Below are 20,365 nucleotides of genomic sequence, written 5' to 3'. Positions count from 1 at the left end.
AAGTGACCCCTCATGGCCAAGCGAATCGACGTCAGCGGCCTCTCCGCCTTCTACGGCAGCCACAAGGCCATCGATGACATCTCGATGACCGTGGAACCCCGCTCCGTGACGGCCTTCATCGGCCCCTCCGGCTGCGGCAAGTCCACCTTCCTGCGCACCCTGAACCGCATGCACGAGGTCACCCCCGGCGGCCGCGTCGAGGGCAAGGTGCTGCTGGACGACGAGAACCTGTACGGCCCCGGCGTGGACCCGGTCGCGGTGCGCCGCACGGTCGGCATGGTCTTCCAGCGCCCCAACCCCTTCCCCACCATGTCGATCTTCGACAACGTGGCGGCGGGCCTGCGCCTGAACGGCAACTACAAGAAGTCCGAGCTCACGGACATCGTGGAGCGGTCCCTCAAGGGCGCCAACCTCTGGAACGAGGTCAAGGACCGCCTGAACAAGCCCGGCTCCGGCCTCTCCGGCGGCCAGCAGCAGCGTCTGTGCATCGCCCGCGCCATCGCGGTCGAGCCGCAGGTCCTGCTGATGGACGAGCCCTGCTCCGCCCTCGACCCGATCTCCACCCTCGCCATCGAGGACCTGATCGGGGAGCTGAAGGAGCGCTTCACGATCGTCATCGTGACGCACAACATGCAGCAGGCGGCCCGCGTCTCCGACCGCACCGCCTTCTTCAACCTCGCCGCCGTCGGCCAGCCGGGCAAGCTGGTCGAGATCGACGACACGGACCGGATCTTCTCCAACCCGTCCGTCCAGGCGACCGAGGACTACATCTCGGGCCGCTTCGGCTAAACACCGGACCCCGCCTGGACGTCCTGCGGTGCTGCATGGCGGTGCCACCACAGGGCGAAAGAAAAGGGCCGGCTCCCCCTGGGTGGGGGGAGCCGGCCCGCTTTCACGTCCGCGCTCAGACGAACGCCAGGTTCACGATCCAGAAGCTGACGGCGGCCACCAGCGCCGCGGCCGGCATGGTGATGAACCAGCCGAGGATGATGTTCTTGGCGACGCCCCAGCGGACCGCGTTGACCCGCTTGGTCGCACCCACGCCCATGATCGCCGAGGTGATCACGTGGGTGGTGGAGATCGGCGCGTGGAAGAGGAACGCCGAGCCGAACATGATCGAGGCACCGGTGGTCTCCGCCGCGAAGCCCTGCGGCGGGTCCAGCTCGATGATCTTGCGGCCGAGCGTGCGCATGATGCGCCAGCCGCCCGCGTACGTACCCAGCGACAGCATCACGGCACACGCGACCTTCACCCAGACCGGGATCGCGTCGCCCGCGTCCTGCACGTCGGCGATGACCAGGGCCATCACCACGATGCCCATCGTCTTCTGGGCGTCCTGGAGACCGTGGCCGAGCGCCATGCCCGCCGCCGAGACCGTCTGCGCGATGCGGAAGCCGCGCTTGGCCTTGTGCGGGTTGGCCCGCCGGAACATCCACAGGATGACGACCATCACCAGGTAGCCGACCACCAGGCCGACCACGGGCGAGACGAACATCGGGATGACGACCTTCTCGACCACGCCCGACCAGATCACCTCGGTCCCGCCGGCCAGCGCCGCGCCCACCATGCCGCCGAACAGGGCGTGCGAGGAGGACGAGGGCAGCCCGAAGTACCAGGTGATCAGGTTCCAGACGATCGCGCCGATCAGGGCCGCGAACAGGATCCACATGCCCTTGTTGCCGTGCGGGGTCGCGATCAGGCCCTCACTGACCGTCTTGGCCACGCCGCTGCCGAGGAAGGCACCGGCCAGGTTCATCACGGCGGCCATCGCCAGCGCCGCGCGCGGGGTCAGGGCCCGCGTCGAGACGGAGGTCGCGATGGCGTTCGCGGAGTCGTGGAAGCCGTTCGTATACGTGAAGCCGAGCGCGACACCGATGGTCACGACCAGCGCAAAGGTGTCCACGAGGTTCAGGACTCCTTGACGGCGATGGTCTCCACCGTGTTCGCGACGTGCTCGAACGCGTCGGCGGCCTCTTCGAGGACGTCGACGATCTGCTTGAGCTTCAGCACCTCGATGGCGTCGTACTTGCCGTTGAAGAGCTGGGCGAGCAGCTTGCGGTGGATCTGGTCGGCCTGGTTCTCGAGGCGGTTGACCTCGATCCAGTACTCGGTGAGGTTCTCCATCGTCCGCAGGTGCGGCATGGCCTCGGCGGTCAGCTCGGCCGCCCGCGCCAGCACCTCGATCTGCTGCTCGACGCCCTTGGGCAGCTCCTCCACGTTGTAGAGGACGACGAGGTCGACCGCTTCCTCCATGAAGTCCATGATGTCGTCGAGCGACGAGGCGAGGCTGTAGATGTCCTCACGGTCGAACGGCGTGATGAAGGAGGAGTTCAGCTGGTGGAAGATCGCGTGGGTGGCGTCGTCCCCCGCGTGCTCCGCCGCCCGCATCCGCTCCGCGATCTCGGCCCGGGCGGAGGGATCCGCTCCGAGCAGTTCCATCAGGAGCTTGGAGCCCGTGACGATGTTGTCCGCGGATGCGGCGAACATGTCGTAGAAGCTCGTCTCCCTGGGGGTCAGACGAAATCGCACGTGAGGTCCTCGGGGTGCATTGGATTCGGTCAGGCTGATGCTAGGCGCATCCCCCGGCCACGGCTAACCGGCGGTTCCCCAGTGTCCTCCATCAGGCAGAGTGGGCGTTACGGACCCCTGTCCCCCCGGCCTGGGCGAAGTAACCTATACCCATGAGGGGTATAACCCCTCTTTCCGGACCACGGGAGGACCGATGACCACCATCGAGGCGGAGGGCTCCGGAGCCGTCCACGGCTACCACCACCAGAAGGACGAGCACCTCAAGCGGCTGCGCCGGATCGAGGGCCAGATCCGCGGCCTCCAGCGCCTCGTCGACGAGGACGTGTACTGCATCGACATACTCACGCAGGTCTCGGCCAGCACGAAGGCCCTCCAGTCCTTCGCCCTCCAGCTGCTGCAGGAGCACCTGCGCCACTGCGTCGCGGACGCCGCGGTCAAGGGCGGCACCGAGATCGACGCGAAGGTGGAAGAGGCCACGAAGGCCATCGCCCGCCTGCTGCGCAGCTGACGACCACCGGACCGCCGGCGACCCCCGGATCCCGTCCGGGGGGCGGAGCCCCGGCACCGGCGCGTCCGGGGCCGGCCGGAGCCTCCGGAGACTACGGGCAGACGCTCATCAGCACTTCGTCGATCCGGTCCTGGCTCAGCCGGTCCTCGGCCGCCGCCGAGGCCGCGATGATCAGCTCACCGCACAGCTCGATCTCGGCGAGCGCCACGTGGTCCTGCACCGTCATGCCGCCTGCGGGAGTCACGCGTGTCACCTCTCTCTGCCGCCCTCGCCCGTCGGCGCTCGGCATCCCAGCCTAGGGAGCGGGCCCCGCGCCGCGCATGACACGGATGGACCATTTCCGGATAGCGGGGCCATGGCCCGGAGGCACCGCTTCACCCCGCCCGGCCGGCTATTCGGCGATCTTCCCGGCGTAAATGTCCCCGCTTGCGGGCAATACGACGGTCACCGGAGTCCCGAACCCGTAGAGCAGCGTGGTCGAGGAGACATCGATCACGCCATTCTTGACGTAGGTGAAGCGGTGCCGGACCTTGCGCAGCCGCCCCTCCTCGTCGAGGTAGGCGTCGAACGGCACGCTGTCCTTGCTGAACCCTTTCGCCGCCGCCTCCAGGGCCCCCTTGATGCCCGGCGAGGCGCTCTGCGCGGCCCGCGCGATGTCCGTCGTACCCCGGTAGTGGCGCACCTTGGTGCCGGCCAGGTCGGTCACGCCGACGTACGTCACCTCCTGCGCGCCCCGCAGCAGCTCGGCCGCGGCCACGGGATCGGTGGCGCCGCCGGTGACGAGGTTCCCGTCGGAGAGGGTGGTGGTGTCCAGCCGGACCCACTTGTCGTCGGGGACTCCGGCGCCCCGGTTCTTCATGTAGAGCGCGCCGGGGACGAGCAGCTCGGTGATGGGCCGGTGCTCGGGCTGTCCCTTCACGTCGGCGGGGAGCATCACCAGCAGCTGGCCCATCCGCTTGCGGAAGTCGACCCCGCCCTCGCCCCGGATGGTCACCCGGGTCCCGCCGGTCGCCATCTCCATCGCCGTACGGGTCTGCGCGCTCCCGGCGGCGGTCAGCGCGTCGGCGGCACCGCGGACCGCGGCGGCCGGGTCGCCCGGCGGCCGGTCGTCGCCGGCGCCCTTCGCGCTCCCGCCGCCCGGCCCGCTGCCGCCGTCGGTGCCCGTGCCGCTCGCCGCTCCGCACGCGCTGAGCGCCGCCACGGCCACCGCCGCACAGACGGCGAGCACCGCCTCACCCGCACGCCTTCTCCGTCGCCTGTGCTGGTGCACCACCATCGCCTGCCAACCCCCAACGCGTGACCGCTGTTTGCCCGAGGCCCCCACCCGCTCCGGTTAACGAGGTCCGGGGTTTCCCGTAACGGGCCGCCGAGTTCCGGGGGCCGTACCGGACGCGGCCGGACCCGGGTACCGTGGAGGGGTGGATCCGCACACCAAGGCGACTCCGGTCGCTCCGTTTACCGCTGGGCCCCTCCCGCGAGACCACGCGGAACCGGCCCAGCCGCCCGTCGGCCACTCCACCAGCACCGCGGAACGCGGCTCCTTCTGCCTGGCCGTGTGCAGCTGCGGCTGGACGGGTCCGGCCCGCCGCTCCCGCGACCTGGCCCGCAGGGACGCCGGCAGACACACCGCGGGATAGCCCCCGCACCGCGCAGGGTCCCTTCCTCCGTTCGGACGCCCCGGCTGGCCGGGGGCCCCGCGAGCGGTTGCGCTGGTTCCATGCCAGGTACCGCACGCTCCCTCGCCGCCCTCTTCTGGGCGCTGCTGCTCGCGCTCACCCCGGCCGCGGCGGCCTGGGCCCGCCCGGTGGGCACGGCGGACGGGCCGGCCGACGTGGCGCTGGCCATCGGGCTCACCACCGCGGCCGCCGTGGCGACCGGGCTGTGGCTGCGCTCCCGCTACCGCCGCGACGGTACGGAGACGGAGCATCAGGACCGGGGCGGCGAGGGCGGCGACCCGTGACCCCGCGCCCCCGGCCGACGGCGGTGCGGCTGTGCTTCGGCGCGGCGGGGCTGTGCCTGCTGGTGGCGCTCCTGCTGGCGCTCTGGAACCCGTAGGGGATCCGGCCACGGGGCTCCGGCTACGCCGCGAGGTCGCTCTCGGCCGGCCGCTGCGCCAGCTCGACGGGGCGGGCCACCACCCGCTCCCGGGCCCGTACGAGCGCTCCGAACCGCGGCGACCGGGCGACGGCCCTGACCACCGGGGTGAGCGCCGCCATGGCGAGCGGGGCGAGCAGCAGGACGACGGCGGTGCCGAGCGCGAAGCCCCCGATGACGTCGGTCGGGTAGTGGACGCCGAGGTAGACCCGGCACAGCCCCTCGGCGAGCGCCAGGCCGATCCCGACGAGCCCGAGCCGGCGGTTGACGAGGAACACCCCGACGCCGAGGGCCATTGCGAGGGTGGCGTGGTCGCTGACGAAGGAGAACCCGGAGCCGGGCGCGCCCGCGCCGCCGAGCACTTCGAGCCCGTCGTGCTGGAGGAACGGCCGCGGCCGGGCGACGAATCCGCGCAGCGGCACGTTCACGAGGAGCGCGACGCCGGCGGCGAGGGGGGCCCACACGAGCGCGGCGAACGACTCGGCGGCGGTCGTCTCGTCCTGCCGCCTGGCCCCGCGCCAGCACCACAGCACGAGCAGGACCATGGCCAGCGGCAGTCCGTACGATCCGGCGAAGGCCACCGTCCGGTCGAACCAGCCGGGGGCGTGCCGGGAGAGTGCGTTGATCCCGTACAGCAGGCTGACATCCACATTCGGCCCACCGGTCGTGAGTCCAGCCATGTGCCGCGGCCCCTTGCCTGCCTAGGTCCCCTGCGGACGCACGACGGTGTGCGCCCCCTTCAGCCCCCCAGCCGATCGACCCCCCGTGTTCATGGAACGCCCGTTCTGCCAGGGACGTTCCACTCTCCACCGAATGATCACTCCAACGTTATCCAAGAGAGACTCATCGCCGCAGCTCAGGGCCTGCGCTTCACGGAGAGTGGCTAGGGCTTGGGAGTTGCCCCCGACCGCTCCGGAAGGGCTTCGGCCCCATCCTTGGTCACCCGGGTCGCCCCGAAGTAGTCAGGCGTGTCGATCTTGTCAAAACGGATGACCGCGCCGGTGAACGGGGCGTTGATCATGTAGCCGCCGCCCACGTACAGCCCGACGTGCCGGATCTCCCGAGAGTTCGTCAGATCGTCGGAGAAGAAGACCAGATCACCGGGGAGCAGTTCCGCGCGCGAGGGGTGCGAGCCGGCGTTGTACTGGTCGTTCGCCACGCGCGGCAGCTCGATCCCCACGCTCTCGTACGCCGCCTTGGTCAGCCCGGAGCAGTCGAACCGCCCGTCCTGGTCCGGCGTCCCGTTGCCACCCCACAGGTACGGGGTCCCGAGCTGCTTCTGCGCGAAGTACACGGCCCCGGCCGCCTGCTGGGCCGGGGCGACCCGGCCGACCGGCCGCGCGAAGCTCTTCTCCAGGGAGCGGATGGCCTTCACGTAGCCCTGCGTCTCGCTGATCGGCGGCACGCCCCCGGCTTTGATGACGCGGTAGGGGCCGGCGTTGTAGGCGGCGAGCATATTGTCGGACCGGTCGCCCGGTACCTGCGCGACGTCCTTGGCCAGTTGGCAGTCGTACGAGGCCGCCGAGGGGATCGCGTCCTTGGGGTCCCAGATGTCCCGGTCCCCGTCACCGTCGCCGTCGACCCCGTACGTGGCCCACGTCTCCGGGATGAACTGGGCGATGCCCCGCGCGTCGGCATGGCTGAGCGCGTCGGGCTTCCAGTTGCTCTCGGTGTACAGCTGCGCCGCGAGCAGCGCGGGATTGAGGGCGGGGCAAAGGTTTCCCCACCTCTCCACCAACGGCTGGTACACCGCCGGCACCGCACCCTTCACCAGCCCGACCGCGCCCTGTCTGGCGCCGTTCGCGATGCCCGCCGCCGCCGAATAGGTGCCGACGACCAGCAGCGCGACGAAGGTCAGGCACACGCCGATCCCGATCCCGCTTGCCACCCAGAACTTGCGCACCCGTCAACACTGCCTCATGCCGCGTCGCCTGACAGTGCATTCGCCAGTCTGTCCGGGCACTATTTCACCGGAAAGCCGGTGCAGTGGACACTGCCGTACTCCTTGACCCCACGGACCCGGTAGACCAGCACCGTCCAGTCCCCCGGGTCGTTGGCGGTCGGGATGCCCGGGAACTTCTTGCGCGTCCCCTCGTTGTCCACGAGCTGTGTGGAGAAGTCGTCCGGGTAGATCAGCTCCACCTCGCCGCCGGGGCCCGGGTTCTTCAGGTCGACGGGCTTGCTGGCGTAGCCGATGCTGTGGTTGTAGTCGCGGACGAACTCGTAGGGCCGCTGGGTGCTCTCGTCGATCTCGTGCGGGGGCTTGACCCCCACGGAGATCGCGTAGGGGGCCTTCTCCGTGTTGTACGGCTTCAGGAAGACGCGGATCTTGACCTTGCCCGTGACCGTCCGCGCCGCCGGGTCGTCGGTGTCCACCGCCGAGACGGTCAGGAACTCCGCCCGCTCCTCGTTGGGCAGGTTGCAGCCGCCCGTGGCGGTCCACAGGTCCCGGGACACCTTGTTCGGCTCGATGTGGTCGGGCACCTCCCCCGCCCCGCCGCCCTGCGCGGACGCGGACGTGCTCGGTGCCGCGGAGGGGCCCCCGTTCCCGCTCGGCGTGTTCTGCCCGCTCGGCACGGCGGCCGCCCGGCGCCCTCCGTCGTCCTTGCCGCCCTCGGCCTGGACCACCAGGTACCCGCCCGTGACCACGCCCCCCGCCACCAGGCCCGCGACGGCCGCCAGCGCCCAGCGCGGGACACCGCGGACACCCGTGGCGGCCGGACCCGTCGCCGGTGCCGCCGCCGGTGCGTACGTCGGCACGTAGCCGGCCTGGACCGCGGCGAGCCCCGGACCGATGGTCGACGGCAGCCCCGGCACCTGCGCCGCCCCGCCGCCGGCCGCCGTGAGCGCCGCGTACACCGGGTCGTCGACCAGCGCCGCGTCCACCGCGCAGCGGCGGATGACCTCGGCGAGGGCGGGCCGGCCGGCCGGGTCCGTCGCCACGCAGGCCCTGATCAGGGCGGCGAGCTCCGGCTCCACGCCCTCGACGTCGATCTCGCCGTGCACCGCGCGGAAGTTCACCGCCGTCGGCTCGCCGGTGCCGTACGGGGCCCGGCCCGTGGCCGCGTACGCGATCGTGGCGCCCAGGGCGAAGACGTCCGCCGCGTCCGCCACCTCACCGCGCAGGAGCACCTCGGGGGCCGTGTAGCCGGGGGTGCCCGGGGCGGTGCCGACCTGCGTCAGGGCCGTCTCGGCGACGCCCTTGGCGATGCCGAAGTCGATGAGCTGCGGCCCCTGCGCGCCGAGGATGACGTTCTGCGGCTTGAGGTCCCGGTGGGTGACCCCGTACGCGTGCACGCTCGCCAGGCCCTCCGCCAGCGCGGCGAACAGCCTGCGGCAGGAGGCGGCGGGCAAGGCCCCGAAGCCGCCCACCGCGTGACTGAGCGTCGGCCCGGCCACGTACTCGGTGGCCAGCCAGTACGGCGGGGCGGCCAGCGAGGCGTCGATCAGGTTCGCGGTGTACGCCGAGCGGACCGCGCGGACCGTCTCGGCCTCCCGGCGGAACCGCGCCAGCGCCTCGGGATGCCCGGTGATCTCTTCCTTGATCACCTTGATGGCCACCAGGCGGCCGCCCGGCGACCGCCCGAGGTACACCTGCCCCATGCCCCCGGCCCCCAGCCGGGCCAGCAGCGTCTGCGCGCCGATGTGGGCGGGGTCGGTCTCTCTCAGGGCCTCCATTCGGACGAGGGTGCCATACCGACTTCCCTGGCCGGAAAGGGGGTTGGAATCAGCGCGCGGCCACGAAAAGGCTCTGCGCGCCGCGCCCGATCGGCCCCTTCTCGTCGTGCAGCCGGGAATCCGCGAGGCCGATCCCGGCCGCGTCCACGCTCGTACGGGCCTCCACGCACACCCACTCGCCGACCGGATGGCGGTGCAGGTGGACGGTGAGGTCGCCGTTGACGAAGACGAACCGGCCGAAGTCCATCACCGCGCCGATCCCGTTCCCCGAGTCGGCCGCCACCAGCACCCGGTCCAGCGGCCGGACCTCCTCCCCCGCCACGAGCGGCACCCGCATCCGCATCCAGCAGGTCCCCGGCCCCGGCTCGACGAAGGCCCCCTCCGTGAACCGGGTCTCCATCGAGGAGTGGTAGCCCGTCTCCCACGGCACGGGGAAGAACGGCGTCACCCCCACCTCCCCGGGCGGCGGCAGCACCGGCCCCGGGACCACCGCCGGCACCGGATCCGCGGCCACCCGGATCCGCAGCGCCCGCGCCAGCATCACCGGCGCCCCGCCCGCCGGGGCGAGGGCCGCCTCGACCACCTCGGTACCGCGCCCGGAGCGCAGCACCGAGGTGGTCACCTCCAGCTCCCCGATCGGCACCGGGCGCAGGATCTCGTACGTGATGCGGGCGATCCGCATGTCCGCCCGCGCCCCCGGCCGCTCCTCGACGGCCCGCCCGAGCAGCGCGGCCGGGGGGCCGGCGTGCTGGGAGCCCGGGTCCCACGGCCCGCGCGTCGCCTCGGTGGCCAGGAAGCGGCCTTCGCCGAGCCGCTCGTAGAACCCGTCTTCAGCATCCATGCCGCCGCACGTTACCCACAGGTAACCCCGGGCACCAGCCCCCTGAACCCCCTCGACGCGGCTCAGCGCGCGAAGCCCAGCCCGACCCCCAGCCCGACCAGCACCGACCCGATCGCCCGGTTCAGCGCCTTCTGCGCCTTCAGCATCCGCTCCCGCAGCCGCGCGTTGGAGAAGAACAGCGCCACCGCCCCGAACCACACCAGGTGCGCCGCCGACATGAACAGCCCGTACCCCGCCTGCTGCCACCCGGACGTGCCCGGGTTGACCACCTGCGTGAACGTCGACACCACGAACAGCGTGGTCTTCGGATTCAGCACATTGGTCAGGAACCCCGACCGCAGCGCCCCCAGCCGCGTCAGCCCCGGCCCCGACTCCAGGTCCACGGTCAGCTCCGCCCGCGCCCGGAACGTACGGATCCCGATCCACACCAGGTACGCCGCGCCCGCCAGCTTGATCGCCGTGAACAGGGCGGTCGACGAGGCGATCAGCAGCCCCACCCCGAGCATCGTGTACGACACGTGCACCAGCACCCCGGCCGCGACCCCCGCCGCCGCGAACAGCCCCGTGGGCCGCCCGTACAAATAGCTGTTCCTGACCACCATCGCGAAGTCCGCACCGGGACTGATCACGGCGAGCAAGGTAATAACGGCAACTGCGATCACTTCAGTCATGCACGGATGCTCCCTGCCCCCTCCGCGCGGATCAAGAGGCTCCGGTGACAATGGAGGGGTGTCCACCACCGCACTGCCCCTCCTCCAGGCCGACTGCTCGAACTGCTTCGCCCTGTGCTGCGTCGCCCTGCCCTTCGCCAAGTCCACCGACTTCGCCGTGAACAAGGCCGCCGGCACCCCCTGCAAGAACCTCCAGCAGGACTTCCGCTGCGGCATCCACACCCGGCTCCGCGACAAGGGCTTCCAGGGCTGCACCGTCTTCGACTGCTTCGGCGCGGGCCAGCAGATCTCCCAGGTCACCTTCGAGGGCCGCGACTGGCGCACCCACCCCGAGACCCGTGCGGCGATGTTCGAGGCCTTCCCGGTCATGCGGCAGCTGCACGAGCTGCTCTTCTACACCGCCGAGGCGCTCACCCGCTCCGCGGCCGCCCCCGTCCACCCGGCCCTGCGCACCGCCCTCGCCAAGACCGAGGCCCTCACCCGCGCCGACGCCGCCACCCTCGCCGCACTCGACGTCCCGGCCCTGCGCCAGGAGATCAACGCCCTGCTCCTCAAGACGAGCGAGCTGGTCCGCGCCAAGGCCCCCGGCCGCAAGAAGAACCACCGCGGCGCCGACCTGATGGGCGCCCGCCTCTCCGGCACCGACCTGCGCGGGGCCAACCTGCGCGGCGCCTACCTGATCGCCGCCGACCTCAGCCGCGCCGACCTGCGCGGAGCCGACCTGATCGGCGCGGACTTCCGCGACGCCGACCTGCGCGGAGCCGACCTGCGCGACACCCTCTTCCTCACCCAGGCCCAGGTCAACGCCGCCCGGGGCACCCCCGACACCCGCATCCCCCCGCACCTCACCCGCCCCGCCCACTGGACCGCGTAGCCCCCGGGGCCCAACGCCCCGGCGCCCGCCCGGCGCCCATGCGCCCCTCACGCCTCCGTACGCTCCCCCACTGCCCCGGCCTCCCCCTATTAGCCCGAACGGCCGCCCCTCACACGGCCCCGCGCACACCAGGCCGACAATCATTGCCCGGGGTCACCCCCCGTGATACACAGAGTGACCTGCTCAGGGTGCGCATACGGGGCGCGGGCCGAGAGAACGGGTAAAGAGACCGGCCAAGTCGGCGACGGCGCCGGTTTCATCAGGGAAGATAGTGCGTGACCCCTGCCGTCGGGCACGGGCTACCGGAACTACCCATACAGGGGCGGTGAGTTACATGATCCTGGCAGCCGAAAAGGGCGACATCACCACCATCATCGGCGGAATCGCCCCGAACTGGGGGCCGTTCGGCAGTCTCGGCAACGAAGCGAAGGTCATGATCGAGGTGGTCATGGCCGTCGCGATCCTCCTCTGCCTCGGCATCGCCATCTGGGGCGCCGCGAAGCAGCGCATCGGCGCGACCGCCCTGCGCGACACCTTCAGCGCGGAACAGGGCAAGGGCCTGATCGTGGCCGGCCTCACCGGAGTCTTCATCATCGGCTCCCTCGGCACCCTCTTCACGATCGTCTACGGGATGGCCGTCTAGCCGGACCGCAGCACCCGGCCGCACCCTGATGAGGAATCACCACACCGCGCCTGAGCGGGAACGAGCGCTACCGTCGTACGACGCGGAGGGGGCGGACACGCAATGAGCAACGACGACCAGTACGGCGGCGGCAGCGGCCACGCCGAGGTCGGCGGCACGGGCCAGACCCGCACCCGGCTCCCGGACCCGCCCTCCGACCCGTACGGCGGCCCCCGCCGCACCCCCCGCTCCTCCCGCGGCCTGATCACGGTGGTCGGGGTGGTCGTCCTGCTCGTCGCCGCCATCGCGTTCGCGAACCGCTCGGGCGACACCCCGGACACCACCACCGCGGACAAGGCCCCAGACACCACCTCAACGGCCCCCACGGGCACCGCCCCGGTCACCACGAAGACAGCCGGCATCCCCAAGGGCTTCGCCCACGACGAACAGGGCGCGCAGTCGGCGGCCGCCAACTACGCGGTGGCCCTGGGTTCGGACGGCATGTTCGACGCCGCCCGCAGGAAGGCGATCGCCCAGGCCGTCTACACGCCCGACACCGCAGCGGTACGCCTGGCCGAACTCGACCGGCTCTATTCCGACCCGGGGTTCCTCGGGCGCATCGGCCTGGAGGCCGGAGGCAAGGCGCCCAAGGGCATGGTGTTCGTCTCCCGCACGAACCCTGCCGGCACCAAGATCGAGAAGCTCGACGGTGACACCGCAACTGTCTCCGTCTGGTCCTCGTCCCTCTTCGGCCTCGCGGGCGAGGGGTCCAAAACCCCGGTCTCCGAGGGCTGGTACACGTACACGTTCGAACTCCGGTGGGTCAACAACGACTGGTGGATCTCGAACTTCACGCAGAAGGACGGCCCGACCCCGGTCGGCCGCGACCAGAGGGCCTCATCGGCCGAGGACATGTCCGCAGCCGTGTCGCAGTTCGGAGGCCTCACCTATGCGCGCTGACATCCGCCGCGGTATGTCCCTGACCGGCGTCGTCGCAACCGTCCACATCACCCTCCTACTCCTGGCGACCCGTGCGGTGGCCGCACCGACGCCGAACCCCAGCACGCAGGCGACGCCCGGGGCAACCCCCGGAGCGACACCCACGGGAACCCCGCAGGCCACCAACAACCCCTGCGAACTCATCAAGGCCCCGGCGCGGGACTACTGCGAGAACGGCAACGGCCCTGCGTCCAGCGGCGCGCCGCGCACCGGCCTGACCCCGGGCGACCCCGGCACCGACGCCATCAACCCCCTCGCCTCCCTCGCCAAGGGCTGCGCCGACGCCGCCGCCTGGATCGTCGGCAAGCTCAGCGAAGCGGTGAAGGGCACCGCCAACGTCGACTTCACCAACCCCGCCTTCCTCCAGCAGTACGCCGTCGTCTTCGCCGCCTCCACCGTCCTGACCCTCGTCCTGTGGCTGCTGGCCGTCGCCAAGCGCGCCATCCGCGGCGTCCCCCTCAGCACCGCCCTCTCCGAGGCCATCGGCTTCCTCTGGCTGACCGTCCTCGCCTCCGCCTTCACCCCGCTGATCCTCTACACCGTCGTCTCCGCCACCGACGGCATCACCGAGGTCATCGCCTCCGCCACCGGCAGCCAGACCGACGTCTTCTTCGGCTCCTTCTCCGAAGCCCTCAAGAAGGGCGAGGACATCGGCGGCGGCCCGATCATGCTGATCGTCGTCGCCCTCGTCACCGTCCTCGCCGCCGGCGTCCTCTGGCTGGAGCTCGTCATCCGCGCCGCCCTGCTCTACGTCGGCGCCCTCCTCGGCACCGTCGTCTACGCCGGACTCGTCGACCGCAACATGTGGGGCCACGTCCGCCGCTGGGCCGGCATCATGATCGCCGTCATCCTCGTGAAGCCGGTCATCGTGATCGTCCTCGGCCTCGCCGGAGCCCTCGCCGGCGACAAGGGCCCCAACGCCTTCTCCGCCGTCGTCTCCGGCCTCGCCATCATCCTCCTGGCGATCTTCGCCTCCGCGATGATCTACCGCTTCGTCCCCGGCTTCGGCGACGAGATCGCCTCCGCCCGCAACAACCGCTCCAAGGCCACCGACGGCGCCCAGGCCGCAGCCGTCATCAGCTCCCCGGCCTCCCTCGTCTCCCAGGGCATCAAGACCCACAGCAGCCGCGGCGGCGCCCACCGCGCGAGCGGCGGCTCCGGCGGCGGCGACGCCAACCAGATCTCCGGAGGCATGGCCGCCCACAGCAGCCGCCGCTCCGGCAGCGGGTCCGGCGGCGGAAATGTCCCCTCCGCCGCGCCCCCGCCCCGCACTGGCTCGAGTACGAGGAACACAGGAGGTGACGGGCGTTGACGACCCAGTCCCACCAGCTCCACCCGGTCGCGCCCCGCCGCACGTATCTCATCGGCCGGGCCCGGCCGAACGCGATCGTCGGCAAGAACCGCGAAACCGGCGAAATCGCACTGATCATCACCGGCGCCTTCTTCGGCATGATGAGCGGACTGCTCGTCCCCGACCTCACCCTCCGCATCGTGAGCCTCGTCGGCTTCCCGCTGCTGGCCCTCGCCGCCGTGTACGTCCCCTACAAGGGCCGCACCTTCTACCGGTGGTTCGAGATCAGCCGCAGCTACAAGCGCACCCTGCGGCGCGGTACGACGTACCGCTCGGGCGCCGTCGAAGCCGGCACCCGCGCCGCCGACGGCCGCGAGGTCGAGGTCGGCCCGCCCCCCGGCATCGGCCGCATCAACTGGCTCGCCGCCCCCTTCGGCCCCGACGAGATCGCCGTCCTCCTGCACGCCGACCGCAGAACCGTCACGGCCGCCATCGAGATCGAGGGCCCCGGCGTCGGCCTGCGCGACAGCGAGGACCAGGAAGCCCTCGTCGACCGCTTCGGCACCCTCCTCAAGCACGTCGCCAACGGCGACGGCTTCGTCACCCGCCTCCAGATGCTCGCCCGCACCCTCCCCGCCGACCCCGACGCCCACGCCAAGGACGTCGCCCAGCGCGGCGCAACGGGCGCCCCCGACTGGCTCCGCGACTCCTACGACCAGCTCCAGTCGATGGTCTCCACCTCCTCGGAGCAGCACCGCGCCTACCTCGTCGCCTGCATGCACTACACACGCGAGCTCGCCGCCGAGGCCAACACCATCGCCCGCGCCGGCAGCACCAAGGGCCGCAAGCTCGACCGCGACGCCGGCCTCGCCATCGTCATGGCCCGCGAGCTCACCGACATCTGCGCCCGCCTCGCCGAAGCCGACATCCGCGTCCGCCAGCCGCTCGGCCAGGGACGCCTGTCCTCCCTCGTGCACTCCATGTACGATCCGGACCACCCCATCGACCACATCCAGGCCATGACCAAGCGCAACGCCTGGCCCGCAGAGCTCGACGCCGTGGAGCCCACCTACCTCCAGGCCAAGACCCGCGAATCCTCCACCCGGGCCCCCTGGTGCCACGCCACCGCCTGGGTGAAGGAATGGCCGATGACCCCGGTCGGCGTGAACTTCCTCGCCCCCCTCCTCGTCCACACCCCGGACGTCATCCGCACCGTCGCCGTCACCATGGACCTCGAACCCACCGAGATCGCCATCGAGCGCATGCTCACCGAGAAGACCAACGACGAGGCCGACGCCTCCCGCGCCGCCAAGATGAACCGCACCGTCGACCCCCGCGACATCGCCGCCCACGGCCGCCTCGACCAGAGGGGTGAAGATCTCGCCAGCGGCGCTGCCGGAGTCAACCTCGTCGGGTACATCACGGTGTCCTCGCGTTCACCCGAAGCCCTCGCCCGCGACAAGCGCACCATCCGCGCCTCCGCCGGCAAGTCCTACCTGAAGCTCGAATGGTGCGACCGCGAGCACCACCGCGCCTTCGTCAACACCTTGCCGTTCGCCACCGGCATCCGACGCTAGCTGGAGGGAAGTGCCGCCCATGCGAGATCCCATGTCCGCGCTGACGGACGCCTTCACCAGCTTCCTCTTCGGCAAGGTCGAGACCACCCGGCTGCCCGTACGCACCTCCACAGGCCAGGCCCAGGCCGTCTACCTGCCCACCGCCGCCCCCGGCCTCGGCGACTCCGGCGTGATCATCGGCCGCGAGGTCTACAGCGGCAAGGGCTACATCTACGACCCCTTCCAGCTCTACGGCCAGCAGCTCCCGGCCCCCCACTGGCTCGTCCTCGGCGAATCCGGCAACGGCAAGTCCGCCCTGGAGAAGACCTACGTCCTGCGCCAGCTCCGCTTCCGCGACCGCCAGGTCGTCGTCCTCGACGCCCAGGGCGAAGACGGCGTCGGCGAGTGGAACCTCATCGCCCAGCAGCTGGGGATAACCCCCATCCGCCTGGACCCCATCGCCGCCAACGACGACGGGATCCGCCTCAACCCCCTCGACCCGGCGATCACCACGACCGGACAGCTCGCGCTGCTCCGCACCATCATCGAAGTCGCCATGGGCCACGGCCTCGACGAACGCGCCGGCTTCGCCCTCAAGGTCGCCCACGCCTACGTCGTCGAGACCATCCAGGACCGCCAGCCCGTCCTCACCGACATCGTGGAACAGCTGCGCCACCCCGAAGCGGAATCGGCGCTGGCCATGAACGTCGACATAGACGACGTCCGGGCCTGGGGCCTCGACGTGGCCCTCGTCCTCGACCGCCTCGTCGACGGCGACCTGCGCGGCATGTTCGACGGCCCCACCACCGTCGGCATCGACCTCGACGCCCCGCTGATCGTCTTCGACCTCTCCCACATCGACCGCAACTCCATCGCCATGCCCATCCTCATGGCGATCGTCGGCGTGTGGCTGGAACACACCTGGATCCGGCCGGACCGCAAGAAGCGCATCTTCCTCGTCGAAGAGGCCTGGCACATCATCAACAGCCCCTTCGTCGCCCAGCTCTTCCAGCGCCTCCTGAAGTTCGGCCGCCGCCTCGGCCTGTCCTTCGTCGCCGTCGTCCACCACCTCTCCGACGTCGTCGACGGCGCCGCCGCACGAGAGGCCGCGGCCATCCTCAAAATGGCCTCCACCCGCACCATCTACGCCCAGAAGGCCGACGAGGCCCGCGCCACGGGCCGCGTACTCGGCCTCCCGCGCTGGGCGGTGGAAATCATCCCGACCCTCACCCCCGGCATCGCCGTCTGGGACGTCAACGGCAACGTCCAGGTCGTCAAACACCTGATCACCGAGACCGAACGCCCCCTCGTCTACACCGACCGCGCGATGACGGAGTCCTCCACCCCGCAGCAGCTCCCCGACGACCTGCTGGCCGCCGAACTCGAAGCGGAGGAACGAGCCCTGTACATCGAACGCCAGCGGGGCTCCGGCCCCGGATCAGCGACCACGGTGGCCTGACCATGCCCGACGCGAGACGTACGGACCCCTCCGCGCGAGCCGGCGGCGTCCCCGACGGGGTGCTCGTCGGCCTCCTGGCCTTCCTCCTCGGCCTCGCCGTCCTGGTCTGGTCGGCCACCGGCCTCGCAGCCCTCTTCACGAAGGGCGCCTGGCCGGCCACCGTCACCTTCACCCGCACCCCGGGGGCCGTCCGCGCCCTGATAACCCAACCCCACGACATTCCCGGCGCCTGGCCCGACACGGACCCGGCGGCCCTCTCGGGCTGGGGCCTGTTCTGGGGCCTGTTCATCAGCCAGCTCCTGGTACTGCTGGTCCTTACGATCTTCACCCTGGGCGTCGTCGCCCGCACGAAGGCCCGCCGCACCCGAGCCCGGCACCGGCCACCGGCCGACGCCGACCCGGAGGACCCCGCACCGGAGGACCCCGCACCGGTCAAGGCCCGGGCCCGGACGCCGGACCAGGCGGGGCCCACGGCCGGGCCCCGGACCCCGGACACCACCGGCACCCCGGACGGGCCCCGCCCCCATGCCCGCAACCGGACCCCGGGCAGGCTCCCCGGCCCGGCCCGCACCACGCCAGCGGCCCCGGCACACGCCCCGGCAGCGGCGACGGCCACGTCCCCCTCCGCCGCGCACGCCCCGGTCTCCGCACCCGCCCCGGCACCGGCACCGGCACCAACCGCCCCGCCCCGCAGGCCGACCCCCGCCCGGTACACCTCCCTCGGCAGCACCCCCACCCCGGCCAAGGACGCCTACCGCTACGGCTTCGGCTACGCCCCCGCCACCACCCCCGCGGCCCCCCGCCTCGCCTACGGCGCCCCGGCCGAACGCCACCGCCTCGCCGCCCGGGCCCTCGCGGCCGCGGAGGGCGCCGCCCTGGTGGTCACGTCGTCCCCCGCACTCTGGTCGGAAACCAAGGACGCCCGGGCGAAACTCGGGCCGGTCCTCCTCTACGACCCCTCGCACCTGTGCGACACCCCGGCCCGGACGCACTGGAACCCCGCCGACGGCTGCGCCGACCGGGACACCGCCACCGCCCGGGCGATCGCCCTGCTGGCCCCCGTACGCCCCCAGGCCCGCCTGGACAGCGCCCTCGCCGACACCGCCGAGACCCTGCTGCGCAGCTGGCTCCAGGCCGCCGCCCTCGACGGCCTCCCGTTCAAGCAGCTGGCCCGCTGGGCCCAGGGCAACGGCGCCCAGGACCCCGTCCGCACCCTGCGCACCCACCCCCAGGCCGCCCACGGCGCCGCCGGCGAACTCGAGAGCGCCCTCACCGCGCACCCCGAACGCCGCGAGCAGGCCCAGCAGCTGACGGCCCGCGCCCTGTCCTGCCTGACCTCGATCCACATCCGCGAGGCCTGCAACCCGAACCGCACGGATTCCCTCGCCCTGGCATCGTTCACCGCCGAAGGGGGCACCCTCTACGTGCTGGGTGAACCCCTGGAGGACCCCCGCACCCACCCGGGTGCGATGCCCCTCCTCACCGCGCTCGCCGCAGACGTGGTCGAGCACGGCCGCCGCATGGCCGCACGGTCATCCCACGGCCGGCTCGACCCACCACTGACCCTGGTCCTGGAGGACGTGGCGGCCGTCGCCCCCGTCCCCCAGCTCCCGGACCTCCTCCAGGACGAGGCCCTCCCCCTCCTGGCCCTCTGCCGCAGCCGCGAACAAGCCCGCTCCCGCTGGCCGCACGCCCGCTTCGACGACTGAGCCGGGGAACGGCTAAGGGCGGTCGAGGACGTACTCGTGCTCCTCGGCCCCCGACTCCAGCTTCACCACGCGCCCGCTCGCCGCGAACCCGAACCGCCGGTAGAAGGCCGCCGCCCGCAGGTTCTCCTCGTGCACGAAGAGCCGTACGCGTTCCGGCGCCGGTGCCTCCAGCCCCCGGGCCCACTCCACCGCGGCCGTGAACAGGGCCTCGGCCAGCCCCGCGCCCCGCCGCTCCGCCCGTACGTACACCCCGACCACGTGCGCCTGGGGCTGCTCCACCGGCAGGCCGAAGAAGTCGCTGCTCCCCTGCTCCTCGACCAGCACGCTCACGGAGCCGTCCCACTCCCCGTCGGGCCCCTCCGCGATGAACTGCCGCGCGACCCGCCCGTGCGACGCGCCCCGGGCCCGGTCCTGCCAGAAGCCGTCCGGCCGCTCCTCGGCCTGTTCCAGCGTCTCCAGGAAGGCCACCGGCGCCGCCGGATCCCGCAGGGCGTCCAACCTCAACGCCTTGATCTGCCGCCACTCTTCGGCCCGTACGGCCCGCACCACATACCGATCCATAATCCGGGATCCTAACCACCCACTTGATGCACACTGCATCCATGCATCCGCACGCCCGGGCGCTCGCCCACGTCACCGCCCTCTCCTCCGGCCCCCCACTGGACCCGACCCTGTCGGTCACGCTCAACTTCCACCCGGACCGCGCCATCGACGACCGACCGATCCTCACCGCCCTGGCCGAGGAGGGCGTCTACCGCTCCCAGTTCGTCACGGGCACCAGCAACGGCGGCCTCACCGCCCGCCCCGGCGGCGCCCGCTGGCACTGGGAGAGCCGCATCTTCGGCGGCGCCTACGACGACGCCCCCGCCGAGGAACGCCCGGTGTACGGCGCCCTCAACTTCCGCCACAACCCGGCCGGCGCCGCCCCCCGCTTCGGCTCGGCGCACTTCCGCCTCCGCCCGGAAACCCTGCCCCGCACCACGTTCTGCTACCCGGACAGCTACCTGGAGCCGGAGCACTTCGGGGTCGCCGACCGCATGCCGCTGATCCCCCTGGCCCTGGCCGACGACCAGGACGCCCTGGACGACTACATCGAGGCCCAGGTCCACACCCCGGTACGGCTGGCCCACGACGTCGCGGCTCTCGTACTGGACCCCAGCTACCGCGGCACGGAGGTGGAGGCCGCCGCCGCGAAGCTCCCCTGCCCCACGGAATGGCACCCGGGCTTCCGCCTCACGGTCGCCGAACTCCGCCGGCACCCCGACTACCGCGGCCAGGACTTCGTGGACCTCGGCTCCGCCATCGCCGTCGGGGACGTCCTGACCCCGCGCATCCTGGGCGAAGCCGCGCGCACGGGCCGCTACGACGAACAGGCCCTGAAGCGCGTCTGGCACTACGTGGCCCGCTTCGGCTCGGCGGCTCACGAATAAAGGCCCGTAAACGCAGAAAAGCCCCGCACCAGAAGGTGCGGGGCTTTCCCACAATGATTGTTCGGCGGCGTCCTACTCTCCCACAGGGTCCCCCCTGCAGTACC

At 71.8% G+C, this 20,365-nt stretch carries 21 protein-coding genes; 11 read left to right on the top strand and 10 right to left on the bottom strand.

The genetic code is table 11. The features are described from left to right. Positions 1–12 precede the first annotated feature (12 nt). Positions 13–789, top strand: coding sequence for a phosphate ABC transporter ATP-binding protein PstB (gene pstB, locus ACZ7IF_RS21035; RefSeq protein ID WP_470973340.1), 777 nt, complete (start codon positions 13–15; stop codon positions 787–789). A 115-nt stretch (positions 790–904) separates the two neighbouring features. Here the strand turns inward: pstB and ACZ7IF_RS21030 are convergent, their stop codons facing one another. Further along, positions 905–1,903: an inorganic phosphate transporter gene (locus ACZ7IF_RS21030; RefSeq protein ID WP_470973337.1), complete on the bottom strand. Its 999-nt coding sequence runs from the start codon at positions 1,901–1,903 to the stop codon at positions 905–907. 5 nt (positions 1,904–1,908) lie between these two features. Then, entirely contained in the window at positions 1,909–2,529 is a 621-nt protein-coding gene (locus ACZ7IF_RS21025) for a DUF47 domain-containing protein (RefSeq protein ID WP_007265452.1), read from the bottom strand. A 193-nt stretch (positions 2,530–2,722) separates the two neighbouring features. Between ACZ7IF_RS21025 and ACZ7IF_RS21020 the strand changes: the two genes are divergently transcribed. Further along, positions 2,723–3,037 (top strand): metal-sensitive transcriptional regulator, encoded by a 315-nt coding sequence (locus ACZ7IF_RS21020; RefSeq protein ID WP_470973334.1) that lies wholly within the window; start codon positions 2,723–2,725, stop codon positions 3,035–3,037. 91 nt (positions 3,038–3,128) lie between these two features. Here ACZ7IF_RS21020 and ACZ7IF_RS21015 read toward each other — a convergent pair whose 3' ends face one another. Continuing rightward, positions 3,129–3,281: a hypothetical protein gene (locus ACZ7IF_RS21015; protein WP_362457947.1), complete on the bottom strand. Its 153-nt coding sequence runs from the start codon at positions 3,279–3,281 to the stop codon at positions 3,129–3,131. Positions 3,282–3,428: 147 nt separating this feature from the next. Continuing rightward, positions 3,429–4,313: an SCO4651 family lipoprotein gene (locus ACZ7IF_RS21010; RefSeq protein WP_470973331.1), complete on the bottom strand. Its 885-nt coding sequence runs from the start codon at positions 4,311–4,313 to the stop codon at positions 3,429–3,431. 441 nt (positions 4,314–4,754) lie between these two features. Between ACZ7IF_RS21010 and ACZ7IF_RS21005 the strand changes: the two genes are divergently transcribed. Continuing rightward, positions 4,755–4,997: a hypothetical protein gene (locus ACZ7IF_RS21005; protein WP_470973328.1), complete on the top strand. Its 243-nt coding sequence runs from the start codon at positions 4,755–4,757 to the stop codon at positions 4,995–4,997. A gap of 118 nt (positions 4,998–5,115) precedes the next feature. Here ACZ7IF_RS21005 and ACZ7IF_RS21000 read toward each other — a convergent pair whose 3' ends face one another. The 5 genes from ACZ7IF_RS21000 to ACZ7IF_RS20980 all read right to left on the bottom strand — a co-directional run bounded on the left by ACZ7IF_RS21000 (position 5,116) and on the right by ACZ7IF_RS20980 (position 10,321). After that, positions 5,116–5,811 (bottom strand): phosphatase PAP2 family protein, encoded by a 696-nt coding sequence (locus ACZ7IF_RS21000; protein ID WP_470973325.1) that lies wholly within the window; start codon positions 5,809–5,811, stop codon positions 5,116–5,118. Positions 5,812–6,014: 203 nt separating this feature from the next. Beyond that, positions 6,015–7,034 carry a C40 family peptidase gene (locus tag ACZ7IF_RS20995; protein ID WP_470973322.1) on the bottom strand — a complete coding sequence of 340 codons (1,020 nt, stop codon included), beginning with the start codon at positions 7,032–7,034 and terminating at the stop codon, positions 6,015–6,017. Between the two features lie 59 nt (positions 7,035–7,093). After that, positions 7,094–8,809, bottom strand: a complete 1,716-nt coding sequence (locus ACZ7IF_RS20990; RefSeq protein ID WP_470973319.1) for a serine/threonine-protein kinase — start codon at positions 8,807–8,809, stop codon at positions 7,094–7,096. A gap of 49 nt (positions 8,810–8,858) precedes the next feature. Next, the gene (locus tag ACZ7IF_RS20985; RefSeq protein WP_470973316.1) at positions 8,859–9,650 is read right to left on the bottom strand and encodes a thioesterase family protein; all 792 of its coding nucleotides are present in this window, start codon (positions 9,648–9,650) and stop codon (positions 8,859–8,861) included. 62 nt (positions 9,651–9,712) lie between these two features. Next, positions 9,713–10,321 carry a LysE family translocator gene (locus tag ACZ7IF_RS20980; RefSeq protein WP_470973312.1) on the bottom strand — a complete coding sequence of 203 codons (609 nt, stop codon included), beginning with the start codon at positions 10,319–10,321 and terminating at the stop codon, positions 9,713–9,715. A 58-nt stretch (positions 10,322–10,379) separates the two neighbouring features. On the opposite strand from ACZ7IF_RS20980, the gene ACZ7IF_RS20975 reads away from it, so the two are divergent. The 7 genes from ACZ7IF_RS20975 (at position 10,380) to ACZ7IF_RS20945 (ending at position 18,831) form a co-directional block, all read left to right on the top strand. Further along, positions 10,380–11,195 (top strand): pentapeptide repeat-containing protein, encoded by an 816-nt coding sequence (locus ACZ7IF_RS20975; RefSeq protein WP_470973309.1) that lies wholly within the window; start codon positions 10,380–10,382, stop codon positions 11,193–11,195. A gap of 334 nt (positions 11,196–11,529) precedes the next feature. Continuing rightward, positions 11,530–11,838: a hypothetical protein gene (locus ACZ7IF_RS20970; RefSeq protein ID WP_008742356.1), complete on the top strand. Its 309-nt coding sequence runs from the start codon at positions 11,530–11,532 to the stop codon at positions 11,836–11,838. Between the two features lie 102 nt (positions 11,839–11,940). Then, positions 11,941–12,777 carry a hypothetical protein gene (locus tag ACZ7IF_RS20965; RefSeq protein WP_470973306.1) on the top strand — a complete coding sequence of 279 codons (837 nt, stop codon included), beginning with the start codon at positions 11,941–11,943 and terminating at the stop codon, positions 12,775–12,777. Next, positions 12,767–14,128 (top strand): hypothetical protein, encoded by a 1,362-nt coding sequence (locus ACZ7IF_RS20960; protein ID WP_470973303.1) that lies wholly within the window; start codon positions 12,767–12,769, stop codon positions 14,126–14,128. Before ACZ7IF_RS20965 ends, ACZ7IF_RS20960 begins: the two co-directional genes overlap by 11 nt. Continuing rightward, positions 14,125–15,684 (top strand): SCO6880 family protein, encoded by a 1,560-nt coding sequence (locus ACZ7IF_RS20955; RefSeq protein ID WP_470973300.1) that lies wholly within the window; start codon positions 14,125–14,127, stop codon positions 15,682–15,684. Before ACZ7IF_RS20960 ends, ACZ7IF_RS20955 begins: the two co-directional genes overlap by 4 nt. A 19-nt stretch (positions 15,685–15,703) precedes the next feature. Then, a complete protein-coding gene (locus ACZ7IF_RS20950; RefSeq protein WP_470973297.1) occupies positions 15,704–17,122 on the top strand; it encodes an ATP-binding protein in 1,419 nt (472 codons plus the stop codon). A 2-nt stretch (positions 17,123–17,124) separates the two neighbouring features. Then, positions 17,125–18,831, top strand: a complete 1,707-nt coding sequence (locus tag ACZ7IF_RS20945) for a type VI secretion protein (protein ID WP_470973294.1) — start codon at positions 17,125–17,127, stop codon at positions 18,829–18,831. A gap of 12 nt (positions 18,832–18,843) precedes the next feature. Here ACZ7IF_RS20945 and ACZ7IF_RS20940 read toward each other — a convergent pair whose 3' ends face one another. Beyond that, a complete protein-coding gene (locus ACZ7IF_RS20940) occupies positions 18,844–19,392 on the bottom strand; it encodes a GNAT family N-acetyltransferase (protein WP_470973291.1) in 549 nt (182 codons plus the stop codon). Between the two features lie 41 nt (positions 19,393–19,433). Here ACZ7IF_RS20940 and ACZ7IF_RS20935 point away from each other — a divergent pair, with 41 nt between their 5' ends. After that, positions 19,434–20,261 (top strand): DUF3626 domain-containing protein, encoded by an 828-nt coding sequence (locus ACZ7IF_RS20935; RefSeq protein ID WP_470973288.1) that lies wholly within the window; start codon positions 19,434–19,436, stop codon positions 20,259–20,261. Positions 20,262–20,365 lie beyond the last annotated feature (104 nt).

It is taken from the genome of Streptomyces sp. NPDC037421 (genome assembly GCF_055602105.1).
This window is presented reverse-complemented; position numbering and strand designations above follow the sequence as displayed.

What these genes read in the sequence shown, in the direction of transcription:
- pstB (WP_470973340.1), top strand. Translation starts at nt 13, where the DNA reads ATGGCCAAGCGAATCGACGTCAGCGGCCTCTCCGCCTTCTACGGCAGC.
- ACZ7IF_RS21020 (WP_470973334.1), top strand. Translation starts at nt 2,723, where the DNA reads ATGACCACCATCGAGGCGGAGGGCTCCGGAGCCGTCCACGGCTACCAC.
- ACZ7IF_RS21010 (WP_470973331.1), bottom strand. Translation starts at nt 4,313, where the DNA reads ATGGTGGTGCACCAGCACAGGCGACGGAGAAGGCGTGCGGGTGAGGCG.
- ACZ7IF_RS21005 (WP_470973328.1), top strand. Translation starts at nt 4,755, where the DNA reads ATGCCAGGTACCGCACGCTCCCTCGCCGCCCTCTTCTGGGCGCTGCTG.
- ACZ7IF_RS21000 (WP_470973325.1), bottom strand. Translation starts at nt 5,811, where the DNA reads ATGGCTGGACTCACGACCGGTGGGCCGAATGTGGATGTCAGCCTGCTG.
- ACZ7IF_RS20990 (WP_470973319.1), bottom strand. Translation starts at nt 8,809, where the DNA reads ATGGAGGCCCTGAGAGAGACCGACCCCGCCCACATCGGCGCGCAGACG.
- ACZ7IF_RS20985 (WP_470973316.1), bottom strand. Translation starts at nt 9,650, where the DNA reads ATGGATGCTGAAGACGGGTTCTACGAGCGGCTCGGCGAAGGCCGCTTC.
- ACZ7IF_RS20980 (WP_470973312.1), bottom strand. Translation starts at nt 10,321, where the DNA reads ATGACTGAAGTGATCGCAGTTGCCGTTATTACCTTGCTCGCCGTGATC.
- ACZ7IF_RS20970 (WP_008742356.1), top strand. Translation starts at nt 11,530, where the DNA reads ATGATCCTGGCAGCCGAAAAGGGCGACATCACCACCATCATCGGCGGA.
- ACZ7IF_RS20965 (WP_470973306.1), top strand. Translation starts at nt 11,941, where the DNA reads ATGAGCAACGACGACCAGTACGGCGGCGGCAGCGGCCACGCCGAGGTC.
- ACZ7IF_RS20960 (WP_470973303.1), top strand. Translation starts at nt 12,767, where the DNA reads ATGCGCGCTGACATCCGCCGCGGTATGTCCCTGACCGGCGTCGTCGCA.
- ACZ7IF_RS20950 (WP_470973297.1), top strand. Translation starts at nt 15,704, where the DNA reads ATGCGAGATCCCATGTCCGCGCTGACGGACGCCTTCACCAGCTTCCTC.
- ACZ7IF_RS20945 (WP_470973294.1), top strand. Translation starts at nt 17,125, where the DNA reads ATGCCCGACGCGAGACGTACGGACCCCTCCGCGCGAGCCGGCGGCGTC.
- ACZ7IF_RS20940 (WP_470973291.1), bottom strand. Translation starts at nt 19,392, where the DNA reads ATGGATCGGTATGTGGTGCGGGCCGTACGGGCCGAAGAGTGGCGGCAG.
- ACZ7IF_RS20935 (WP_470973288.1), top strand. Translation starts at nt 19,434, where the DNA reads ATGCATCCGCACGCCCGGGCGCTCGCCCACGTCACCGCCCTCTCCTCC.